This is a genomic window from Mycobacterium sp. SMC-17, assembly GCF_045310915.1.
Lineage (GTDB): Bacteria > Actinomycetota > Actinomycetes > Mycobacteriales > Mycobacteriaceae > Mycobacterium.
This window is the reverse complement of sequence record NZ_JBJIAK010000060.1, coordinates 21,452-31,098: the sequence shown is the minus strand read 5'-3', so window position 1 is coordinate 31,098 and position 9,647 is coordinate 21,452. Positions and strand designations below refer to the sequence as shown.

Here is a 9,647-nt window from a genome sequence, read left to right as displayed (position 1 = left end):
TTCATCTTCGAGAGACCTCGACCCCTATCCCGGCAACGACGCGCCGATGACCTCTACACCCTCAACTGCGAAGAGCCCGATATCGGTGCGTCGCGGGTGCCTCCCGCTCTTTCTCGCAAAAACGATAGCCTTTTGGGGTGCCGATTCTGGTCGATCGCACAAAACAGTCCGTGTTCGTGCCCGAGCGCATCAAATTCTGCCGGTCGATACTGCGCCAGGTGCACAACAGCAATCTCAATTATTGCTTCACCAACAATATTCACACCATTTTCAGCGGGGTTCCGGCGCAAGCCGCGAATTTGATCTTGAATCGGGCGGGCGACACGGACGGGTCATCCGATAGTTGCGTGAACTGCGTGTTAGGGGCCGGTTTCCGGAATCGGGCGGGGTCTGGTGAAAGTCGTAATCGATCGCCGGCACCGCTCGCGATTGTCTGCGTTATTGCGAAACGACGCCCTGGTAGGCAAACGCTGCATTACCTCGGCCACGTCAAATTTCTGAAGTGAATCCGCCACGATCGATGTCATTCACCAATGGCCGTCGCCACTGGTATCTGGCTTTCGGTGCATCGTCGCAACAACCTTCGAACCGGCGCCCGCCGGCGTTGCCAGCCGCTACCCGGATTTCGCCGTGAGTGTGCCGGCGGCAACGGCGGCGGCATTGATTCGGGTCAGTACTTCGTGCAGGCGTTCCAGCTCGTCGAGGCCGACGCCCAATTGTTCGACCACCGCCGGCGGAATCTTCAGCGCGCGGCGACGTAGCGCGACGCCTTTCGGTGTCAGCGTGATGTGGGTGGTGCGCTCGTCGGTCGCGCTGCGGGTGCGGCGGATGAGCTCGAGCGTCTCGAGCCGCTTGAGCATCGGGGACACGGTGGCCGAATCCATCTGCAGCAGTGCGGCGATCTGCTTGACGGTCAACGGATCCTGCTTGGCTTTTGCGTTGTCCCACAACGCCAATAGCACCAGGTATTGCGGATGCGTCAGCCCGAGCGGTTCGAGCAGTGGCCGGTAGATCGCGAGGACCGCACGGTTGGTGATGGCCAGCGCGAAGCAGACCTGCCGTTCGAGGGCCAGAGGGTCGACGTCTTCCGAGACAGCGGACATGTTGCCCAGCTTATTACCAATTAGGGCCCTAACAGTTTGTGTCGTAGTGCCCGGCACGGGGTTCTCGGTGGCGCGTGATCCGGCCGGCCCGATGTCTCTCGCCGCCGGCGTACGTGAGTTGTTTCACCCCTGTGGAATAGCAAGCTAAATGATAGTGTCCTAACTATTAGGGTACGAAGAGCATGGTGCTCGTCGACCTCATCAGGCAAAGGAGTCGTCATGGTCGCCGACAGTCCGACGTTCTGGCAGCGCATCACCTACGCCTACGGGCGGCGCTTACCGGACCACCTGCGGGAATGGGTTCGGCAGGACCTGACCGACGACGGCGCCGTACGCCGGCACATGATCCGGTACGCCATCCCGCCGATCTTCGTGCTGGCGCCGTTGTGGCTGCTGCCGGCATCGGTGTACGTGCACTCCGAAATGACGCTGCCGATCTACTTCTGGGCCCTCGTGATGGCGTTCGTTCTCAACAAGGTGTGGCGTCGCTACCGTCTGACTCAGCACGGCCTCGACCCGAACCTGATCGATGAAGTCCTGCGGCAGAAGCAGTCGCAGATGCACGACCGCTACGTCGAGCGTTTCGGTCCGCGACCGGAATCCGCCAAATGGCAGGCGAACAGCCGACCGTTCTGACGGGCGGCCCGGCGGCCGTCGTCATCCCAGGAGGGATTCGCTTGCTTCCCGGGCACGCTGCGCTGCCTCGGTATCGCCGGTGATGGCGGCGGTCACGATCGCGCCTTCGGCCAACAGGCACAAGGGTTCCGGCGGTGCCCCGGTGGCGGCGGCGACCCAGCCCGCAATCTGCTCGTGGAATGCCTGCTTGTGGGCGCGTACTTCGGCCAGGACTGCCGGCGAGGTGGCGCCGAGCTCGCCGTAGGCGTTGATCCAGGCGCAGCCCCGGAAGCCTGGTTCGGCGAACCATTGCCCCAGCCAGTCGAAGACGGCCAGAACTCGCTCTCGCGGGTCTGTGCGCTGTTCCACGTAGTCGGTGAGGCGGCCGCGCCAGCGATGGTCGCGGCGTTGCAGCACGGCGACGATGAGTTCTTCCTTGGTTGTGAAGAGCCCGTAGATGCGCTTCAGTGCGATCCCCGCCGCCTCTCGGATGTCGTCCATGCCGACGGCTTGGATGCCGCGCTCGTAGAAGAGGGTCTCCGTGGCGTCCAGCAGCGCCTCGCGGTCGCGGGACTTCTGTTCGTCGCTGATCGGCGCGGGCATCCGAATTTCCTCCTTGACGTTGAGAACGCTCGTTCCCTACGCTAGTCGAATCGCGTAGAGAACGCACGTTCTCAATAAGAGAAAAGAGGGAGTCATGTCCGAACAACGTCCGCCCGTCCCGCCGTTCACGAAAGAGACCGCACTCCAGAAGGTGCAGGCCGCCGAAGACGCCTGGAACACGCGCGACCCGCAGCGTGTCGCCCTGGCGTACACGCCCGACTCGGTCTGGCGGAACCGGGACACGTTCGTCACCGGTCGCGAAGAGATCGTGCCGTTCCTGACCGCCAAGTGGCAGCGCGAGCACGACTACGCCCTGCGCAAGACACTGTGGGCGTTCTCCGAGAACCGCATCGCCGTCAAGTTCCAGTACGAGTGGCACGACGCCGCGGGCCAGTGGTGGCGCAGCTACGGCAATGAGCTCTGGCAGTTCGACGCGGACGGCTTGATGGAACGCCGCGAGGCGAGCATCAACGACGTGCGAATCAACGAGGGGGATCGGCGCATCTTCGGCCCGCGTCCGGAGCGTGACCGCGGCGTCGAGATTCCGCTTCAGTAGGTGCCGGGCCAGCGCCGTCCGCCGGCTCACCGCACGCCGAGGCAAGAGAAACGCCCCATGCCAGCACCTGGGCCACATTGGCCGGCAGGGCGGGCAGGTGAACCTGCCCGCCGCGGGAACTCACGCGAATCCCCGTGAGTATTGAGGCGGGTGCGGCAGCGTCACCCCGAGGTGTTGCGCGGCGTCGCGGACCCAGTTGGGATTGCGCAGCAGGGCACGGGCGACGAAGACGGCGTCGGCCTCGCCGCCGGAGACGACCGCTTCGGCTTGCTCGGCTTCGGTGATCAGTCCGACCGTCGCAGTGGAGATATCCGCCTCGGCGCGAACCCTTTTCGCGAAGGGCACCTGATAACCGGGGGCCACCGGGATGCGGGCATCGGGAATCGCGCCGCCGCTGGATACGTCGACGAGGTCGACCCCGGCCTTCTTCAAACCGACGGCGAGGGCGACGGTGTCCGCGACGGTCCAGCCCGGTCGCGGGTCGTCGGTGTCCCCGGCAAGCCAGTCGGTGGCGGAAACCCGGAAAAACAGGGGCAGATGCTGCGGCCACGCGGCGCGAACCGCCTCGGCGACCTGCAGCGCGAATCGCATCCGGTTGTCGAGCGATCCGCCGTACGCATCGGTGCGCGTGTTGGACTGCGGGGACAGGAACTGGTGAATGAGATAGCCGTGGGCGCCATGGATTTCGAGGACCTGGAAGCCGGCTGCGGCGGCTCGCCGGGCGGAATCGGCGAAGCTCGCCACGATTCGCTCGATCTCGTCGACGTCCAGTACGGCGGGAACGGGATGATGTCCGAACGCAATGGCGCTGGGGCCCAGCGTCGTCCAGGATTCGGGAGTCCGGCTGGGGTCCGGCCAGGGCCGCCCGGTGGCTGCCTTGCGGCCGCCATGCACGATCTGGATGCCCGGCACCGAACCCTGCTCGGTGATGAAGTGCGTCAACCGCCGAAATGCCGGAATCTGGCGGTCATCCCACAATCCGAGGTCATAGACGCTGCTGCGGCCGACGGGGTCCACAGACGTCGCCTCGACCATCGCCAGCGCGACGCCACCGACCACTCGCGCACCGAAATGCTGTAAATGCCAGTCGGTCGGGGTGCCGGCTTCCGGTCCGTCGGCGACGCCGGAGAACTGCATCATCGGCGACATCCAGGCCCGGTGCGCGAAGGTGACACTTCGGAGGGTGAGCGGTGTAAAGAGTGTCGACATCAGTTCACTCCCAGGAAGTTTCGGGCCGCTCGGGTCAGTGCGTCCTCGTCGGGCCCGTACTTGACCGCGAACCGTACCGGGTCCGATTCGGCCATGTCGAAGGGATAGTCGCTGCCGCAGACCACCTTGTCCTTGCCGGCGATCTTGCCGAGCAGTTCGAGTTGCGGGGCGTCATGGGTGACGGTGTCGAAATACAGATCGGCGACGACGTCGGACGGCAATCGGCTGCCTGCGGCGCGGACATCGGCACGGGCCCGCCAGCCGTGGTCCCACCTGCCGAGCAGACCGGGTGCGCAGCCGCCGCCGTGCAGGAAGCAAATGCGTAACTCGGGCAGTTCGTCCTTCAGACCGCTCAGCACGAGATTCGCGACCGCAGTGGCGGTTTCGACGGGGTTGCCGATGAGGTTGGCCAGATAGTAGTCGCTCCACTCCGGCCGGCCGATCTGCATGGGATGCACCAGCACGGCGAGATCGAGACGAGCGGCCTCGGAAACGATGTGACGCAATGCGCCCCGATGCAGTGAGTCGCCGTCGACCACCGGCGGTATTGCGACGCCGACGATGCCTGCGGCGTCACGCAGCGCGGTCAACTGCGAGGTGATGTCTCCGGGTTCGCCCAGGGCGACGATGCCCAGCCCCAGGAGCCGTCCGTCGGATGTTCCGACGATATCGGCCAGCGCGGTGTTGAATGCGCCGGCGTACTCGGCGCCGGCCGCGGTGAGCGGAAAAGCGAACGGAGGCGCGGAAAGTACGCGTACCGCGACGCCGGCGCGGTCCATGTCGGCGGTGATCGCGGTCGCGTCGCTCATGGCATCGGTGGCGATCGACAGCGGGAGGTCACCGAGATGCAGCTGGCCGTCGCGGTCATTCATCGGGCCGTACGGGGCGCCGGGCGGCAGTGCGAACAGTGCACGGGGCAACCAATGGGCGTGAACGTCGATGACGCCGTCGGCGATGTGCGGTCTCATCGCGCGATCTCCAACGCGTCGTTGGCGCTGTCGAGATGCTCGACGGTGGTGAAAATCAGCTCGGTTTCGCCGATGTTCTCGATGTCGTGCAGCAGGAATTCGCCTGGCCCGAAATGGAAGTGGCGGGTCTCGCCGGCTTGATAGGAGACTTCGCGGACGGTGCCGTCATGGGTGTGCTGGCGGCTGCTGCCTGCGTTGATCGCCGTCCAGAAGTAGTCCAGCACATGCCGGTGGGCGTGCCAGCGCTCACCTGGCGCCAACCGGATCTCCCACACCCGGACCCGAGAGTCCTCGCTCAGCAAGCGGGATCCGACGTTTCCGTCGAAGGCGTGCTCGGCGAACTCGGTCTTGAGCCAGCCCGGCCAGCTCTCGAAGTCGGTGGCCACCAGCTCACCGGCGAGCGGTAGGTCGGTCAGATAGTTGTTGTCGGTCATTTTCGAATTCCTTTCGTCGTGAAGAGCTTTAGCGTCCGGGGCCGTAGAGGCCGAATCGCAGGTCTGGGTCTCCAGGTGTCCAGCTGTTGCGGAACTGCGAGCGTTCGCCCATGTCCACCACGCGGCGCAGCAGGCTGTCGCTCAGCTGTAGCTGCGCCGGTTCCCATTTGGCCAGGGCTGCCACGATGTCTCCGGCCGAGGTGGACAGCGCATCGGCCAGCGCCCAGGCGTCGGCGGCGGCCTTGGCGGTTCCGGCGGCCGCATGTGGCCGCGAGGCGCACGCGGCATCGCCGATCAACGCCGCCCGGCCCAGAGCCATCCGCGAGGACCGCACGTCCGACAGCACCTGCAGGTAGGGCTGCGGCGTCTTGACGACCACTTCGGCCACTGCGGGTGCGAGTTGCGCCGCTGCCGCCGTGCGCAGTTCGTCGACGAAGCGGTCCTGCACCTGGCCTGGGTGGACCGATACCGATCCGCTGAATCCTCTTTTGTCGATGAGCAATTCGCTGAGTTCTGGGCCCGCCGGCACATTGCGGTACCAGACGTAGTTCATCAACCGGTCGGCCTCGTCGAGGCTCTGTTCACCCGGAATCGGGTACATCGTGATGTGCGAATTCGGGATCACGGTGTAGGTGATGGCGTCGCCGAGTACCTCACGAGTGGAGGCTGTCAGCTCGGACAGGGGGACGGTTCCGCGCCAGCCCACGTAGCCGGAGTAGGTGAGTGCGGCACCGGGATCGAAATGCTCGCGAGCCGGTGAGGTGATGCCGTCGGCGAAGACGACGAGGTCGGCATTGGCAGTCTTGCCGCTGACGAACCGCACCGTGGCGGTGTGTTCGTCCTGACTGAAACCACAGGCGAATTCGCCGTAGTGGTAGTGCTCGGTACCGAAGTCGGCGAGCAGTGCCCGGTAAAAGGTGCCCCACGAGGTGTAGGTCCAGCGGGCGGGCTCCCGGTGCACGGTGGCGCCATTGGGGTCGAGGTATTGCACGTAGGAGGTGGCGGTGTGCAGATCGGCCATGTGCTGCCGGCTGCGTTCGGTGAACCAGCGCACGGTGTCCGGCTGCAGGACGATGCCGCTGCCGCGACCGTCGAGGGGAGTGGGGGTGCGTTCGAAGACGTCGACATGGAATCCCAAGTCGCGCAGCAACAGTGCGGTGGTGAGGCCACCGATGGATCCGCCGACGACGATCGCCGAAGCAGTGGAGTATTCGGTCATGATGCGCTCTTTTCGCTGAGCCGGGTGGTGTGGGTGGTGGGGTGGTCGACGGGCATGGGTTCCCCGCGGGTTTCGCGGGCGAAGGCCAGGCCGATGACGGCGATCAGGCCTACCGCCGACACCGAGGCGGTGGCGACGCCGAGGTTGCCGTCGAACCACGACGAGGCGATCACCCCGGCCGTGAGAGGCCCGAGCGCGGTGACGTAACGGCCGACGCTGTTGCACACGGCCAGCGCGGTGGCACGCACACTGGGCGGGAAGAGTTCCGGACCATAGATGAAGGTGCCCGACAGGGCGCCGAACAAGCCGAAGCCCAGCAGCGGCATCGCGATGAGCAGCTCGGTGTGACTGCGGTCGAACGGAAACGTCCACGCGATGGTGGCGGCCGAGACCGTGAAGCTGATCGCGAAGGCGTTCCGGCGTCCGATCGCGTCGGCGACGAAACCCCATGCGGCGTAGCCGATTATGCCGCCGGCGTTGAACAGCATCGCGGCCACCGCGACCCGGTGATCGGCCACGCCGGAAGGGAGGCCTTCGGCCTTGGTCGCCTGCCGGATGATCTGCGGGTACCACGTCGACACGCTCCAGAACGCGATCAGCGCTCCGGTGGCCAGTGCGGTGCAGACCAGCATGGGGTGCAGTAGTGGCGGGCTGAACAGGCGTCGCAGCACGAATCGATCGTGGACGTGATTGTGGCCCAGTGCTTTCCGCTCCCGACGTGCTTGCAAGTGGGCGCCGATCTCGGGTGGCTCGGGTACGTAGCGGCGGATGAACCACACCACCAGGGCCGGGATGCCGGCGAGCAGCATCATGGCGCGCCAGCCGTGGTCACCCAGCAGTGCATAGGCGGCGGCCGCCATGAAGAAGCCACCGGCGTATCCGGCCATCATCACGCCGCCGGCGCGGGCCCGGAATCGGTTGCGCCAGGTCTCGGCGATCAGAGCGGCACCCACCGGTGCCTCGACACCTGATCCGAGGCCTGCGATGAATCGCAGGACGCCCAGCTGCCACCACGTGTCGGCGAAGAAGGCGAGCGCGCTGAACGCCGCGTAGGTGAGGATGCCCGCCGACAACACCCGGGTACGGCCGAAATAGTCGGCGAGTATGCCGAAAAGTATTCCGCCGGTCGCCCATCCGATGAGGAAGAGCGCGACGGTCAGGCCGCCGTAGAACCCGATGGCCGCGGCATCGGTATCGATGCCGCTGTTCGGGAGCAGCTCGTTCATGGCGGGGCCGAGGACGAGGACATAGAGGCTACCGGCGAAGCCATCCAGGCCCCAGCCCAGCGTGGTGCCCGCCAGGACCAGCCATTGCGTTCGGGTGATGTCGTGATGCCAGCGTGCTGCGGACATGGGTGTGCCTTTCGGGCCGTCGGAAGTGGGTCAGTTGAGGCGGCGCTGGGGCTGCCCGCCGTACCAGTCGACGGGCTCGGCAGCGGTGCGCACCACGATCGTCTTGACCCAGGAGAAGTCGTCGAACGACTCTGTGCCGGCGTCTTTTCCGGAACCGGATTCCTTGATGCCGCCCCAGGGGAGGGACGGTTCCAGGCGGTGGTGGTCGTTGACCCAGACCATGCCCGCGTTGATGCGCGCCGCCACGCGGTGGGCGCGGCTCACATCGGTGGTCCACACTCCGGCACCGAGGCCGTACGGGTTGTCGTTGGCCATCTGCACGCCGTCGTGCTCGCCGTCGAACGGGATGACCACGGCGACCGGCCCGAAGATTTCTTCCCGGGCGACCGTCATGTCCATGGTGGCGTCGGACAACACGGTGGGTTCGAGGTAGAAGCCGCCGTCGAAAGGGCTTGGCAGGGAGGGTATTTGGCCACCGGCGGCGAGGGTCGCGCCCTGGTCGAGGCCGGTCCGGATCAGCGCCGTGACCTTGTCGCGCTGCCGGTCGCTGATGAGCGGTCCCATCTGGGTGTCCGGCAGGGCGGGGTCTCCGACGCGAATGGCCCGGGCGCGCGCAGTGAGGGCGGCGACGAACTCGTCGTAGATGCCCCGTTGCACCAGGAATCGCGACCCTGCGACACACGACTGGCCGGCCGCGACGAACGCGCTGAAGGCTGCACCCTCGGCGGCGATCTGCGGGTCGACGTCGTCGAACAGCAGCACCGGCGTCTTGCCGCCCAGCTCGGCGGTGATTCGCGCGAAGCGTGACGCCGTCGCGACGGCTGCTGATCGCCCGGCCTCGGTGCCGCCGGTGAGAGTGATCTTGGCGATGTCGGGATGGCCGGTGAGACGCTCGCCCGCCTCGCGCGCGCCCGTGATCACATTGAGCACGCCGTCGGGTAGCCCGGCGTCGGTGACGATCTCGGCGAGGGCCAGCGTCGTCAGCGGTGTCAGCTCAGATGGCTTGACCACCACGGTGTTTCCATTGGCGAGGGCGGCCGACAGGCTCCGCGCCAGAATGAGCATCGGATGGTTGAACGGCGTGATGATGCCGCACACGCCGAGCGGTAGCCGCTGCTGATAGGTGAGGTAGGGCCCGTCGCCCGGCAGCACGGCTTGGCGTTGCGCGGCCAGCAGCCCGGCGTTGTACCGGAACCATTCCGGCACGCGAGACAGCTGGGCCCGGGTTTCGGTGATCGGCCGCCCGTTGTTCTGGGCCTCGAGGGTGTAGAGCTTCTCGGCGGCGGATTCGATGACGTCGGCGATGCGCAGCAGCAGCTTGGCGCGCTCGCTCCGGACCATGGTCGGCCACGGCCCGTCCTCGAACGCCGCGCGGGCCTTGGCCACCGCGGCATCGACCTCACGCGCCCCCTGCTCCGGGACGGTGGCGATCACTGCGCCGGTGGCGGGGCTGAGGATGTGGCGGACAGGGGTGAGGGGCGCATCCGTGACCACGGTGGGGGCCGGTGAGACTTGGGTCATGCCAATGAGTCTCATCACAACGCCAACTGCGTTCAATGTCGTGCAAGACATATTATTCGGCTGAATA

At 66.2% G+C, this 9,647-nt stretch carries 11 protein-coding genes; 3 read left to right on the top strand and 8 right to left on the bottom strand.

Features of this window, described 5'->3' with window-relative positions; genetic code table 11:
- The first annotated feature begins 137 nt into the window (after nt 1–137).
- Nucleotides 138–506, top strand: coding sequence for a hypothetical protein (locus tag ACJH7A_RS26615; protein WP_212806771.1), 369 nt, complete (start codon nt 138–140; stop codon nt 504–506).
- A 108-nt stretch (nt 507–614) separates the two neighbouring features.
- Here the strand turns inward: ACJH7A_RS26615 and ACJH7A_RS26610 are convergent, their stop codons facing one another.
- On the bottom strand, nt 615–1,103 hold the full coding sequence (locus ACJH7A_RS26610; RefSeq protein ID WP_212806770.1) for a MarR family winged helix-turn-helix transcriptional regulator: 489 nt from the start codon (nt 1,101–1,103) through the stop codon (nt 615–617).
- A 219-nt stretch (nt 1,104–1,322) separates the two neighbouring features.
- Here ACJH7A_RS26610 and ACJH7A_RS26605 point away from each other — a divergent pair, with 219 nt between their 5' ends.
- The gene (locus ACJH7A_RS26605) at nt 1,323–1,739 is read left to right on the top strand and encodes a DUF5313 domain-containing protein (protein ID WP_212806769.1); all 417 of its coding nucleotides are present in this window, start codon (nt 1,323–1,325) and stop codon (nt 1,737–1,739) included.
- A 21-nt stretch (nt 1,740–1,760) separates the two neighbouring features.
- Here ACJH7A_RS26605 and ACJH7A_RS26600 read toward each other — a convergent pair whose 3' ends face one another.
- Nucleotides 1,761–2,321: a TetR/AcrR family transcriptional regulator gene (locus ACJH7A_RS26600; RefSeq protein ID WP_212806768.1), complete on the bottom strand. Its 561-nt coding sequence runs from the start codon at nt 2,319–2,321 to the stop codon at nt 1,761–1,763.
- 94 nt (nt 2,322–2,415) lie between these two features.
- Here ACJH7A_RS26600 and ACJH7A_RS26595 point away from each other — a divergent pair, with 94 nt between their 5' ends.
- Nucleotides 2,416–2,877 (top strand): nuclear transport factor 2 family protein, encoded by a 462-nt coding sequence (locus ACJH7A_RS26595; RefSeq protein WP_212806767.1) that lies wholly within the window; start codon nt 2,416–2,418, stop codon nt 2,875–2,877.
- A gap of 120 nt (nt 2,878–2,997) precedes the next feature.
- Here the strand turns inward: ACJH7A_RS26595 and ACJH7A_RS26590 are convergent, their stop codons facing one another.
- The 6 genes from ACJH7A_RS26590 to ACJH7A_RS26565 are packed head-to-tail and all read right to left on the bottom strand — an operon-like array spanning nt 2,998 to nt 9,580.
- Nucleotides 2,998–4,086, bottom strand: a complete 1,089-nt coding sequence (locus tag ACJH7A_RS26590; RefSeq protein ID WP_212806766.1) for an NADH:flavin oxidoreductase/NADH oxidase — start codon at nt 4,084–4,086, stop codon at nt 2,998–3,000.
- Nucleotides 4,086–5,054, bottom strand: a complete 969-nt coding sequence (locus tag ACJH7A_RS26585; protein WP_212806765.1) for an amidohydrolase family protein — start codon at nt 5,052–5,054, stop codon at nt 4,086–4,088. Before ACJH7A_RS26585 ends, ACJH7A_RS26590 begins: the two co-directional genes overlap by 1 nt.
- Nucleotides 5,051–5,488: a hypothetical protein gene (locus ACJH7A_RS26580; protein ID WP_212806764.1), complete on the bottom strand. Its 438-nt coding sequence runs from the start codon at nt 5,486–5,488 to the stop codon at nt 5,051–5,053. Before ACJH7A_RS26580 ends, ACJH7A_RS26585 begins: the two co-directional genes overlap by 4 nt.
- A gap of 28 nt (nt 5,489–5,516) precedes the next feature.
- Nucleotides 5,517–6,707, bottom strand: coding sequence for an FAD binding domain-containing protein (locus ACJH7A_RS26575; protein ID WP_212806763.1), 1,191 nt, complete (start codon nt 6,705–6,707; stop codon nt 5,517–5,519).
- On the bottom strand, nt 6,704–8,059 hold the full coding sequence (locus ACJH7A_RS26570) for an MFS transporter (protein ID WP_212806762.1): 1,356 nt from the start codon (nt 8,057–8,059) through the stop codon (nt 6,704–6,706). Before ACJH7A_RS26570 ends, ACJH7A_RS26575 begins: the two co-directional genes overlap by 4 nt.
- A gap of 30 nt (nt 8,060–8,089) precedes the next feature.
- Entirely contained in the window at nt 8,090–9,580 is a 1,491-nt protein-coding gene (locus ACJH7A_RS26565; RefSeq protein WP_212806761.1) for an aldehyde dehydrogenase, read from the bottom strand.
- Between the last annotated feature and the right edge of the window lie 67 nt (nt 9,581–9,647).

Excerpts from the sequence above, each read along its gene's own strand:
- ACJH7A_RS26610 (WP_212806770.1), bottom strand. The coding sequence starts at position 1,103 with ATGTCCGCTGTCTCGGAAGACGTCGACCCTCTGGCCCTCGAACGGCAG.
- ACJH7A_RS26605 (WP_212806769.1), top strand. The coding sequence starts at position 1,323 with ATGGTCGCCGACAGTCCGACGTTCTGGCAGCGCATCACCTACGCCTAC.
- ACJH7A_RS26600 (WP_212806768.1), bottom strand. The coding sequence starts at position 2,321 with ATGCCCGCGCCGATCAGCGACGAACAGAAGTCCCGCGACCGCGAGGCG.
- ACJH7A_RS26595 (WP_212806767.1), top strand. The coding sequence starts at position 2,416 with ATGTCCGAACAACGTCCGCCCGTCCCGCCGTTCACGAAAGAGACCGCA.
- ACJH7A_RS26590 (WP_212806766.1), bottom strand. The coding sequence starts at position 4,086 with ATGTCGACACTCTTTACACCGCTCACCCTCCGAAGTGTCACCTTCGCG.
- ACJH7A_RS26585 (WP_212806765.1), bottom strand. The coding sequence starts at position 5,054 with ATGAGACCGCACATCGCCGACGGCGTCATCGACGTTCACGCCCATTGG.
- ACJH7A_RS26580 (WP_212806764.1), bottom strand. The coding sequence starts at position 5,488 with ATGACCGACAACAACTATCTGACCGACCTACCGCTCGCCGGTGAGCTG.
- ACJH7A_RS26575 (WP_212806763.1), bottom strand. The coding sequence starts at position 6,707 with ATGACCGAATACTCCACTGCTTCGGCGATCGTCGTCGGCGGATCCATC.
- ACJH7A_RS26570 (WP_212806762.1), bottom strand. The coding sequence starts at position 8,059 with ATGTCCGCAGCACGCTGGCATCACGACATCACCCGAACGCAATGGCTG.
- ACJH7A_RS26565 (WP_212806761.1), bottom strand. The coding sequence starts at position 9,580 with ATGACCCAAGTCTCACCGGCCCCCACCGTGGTCACGGATGCGCCCCTC.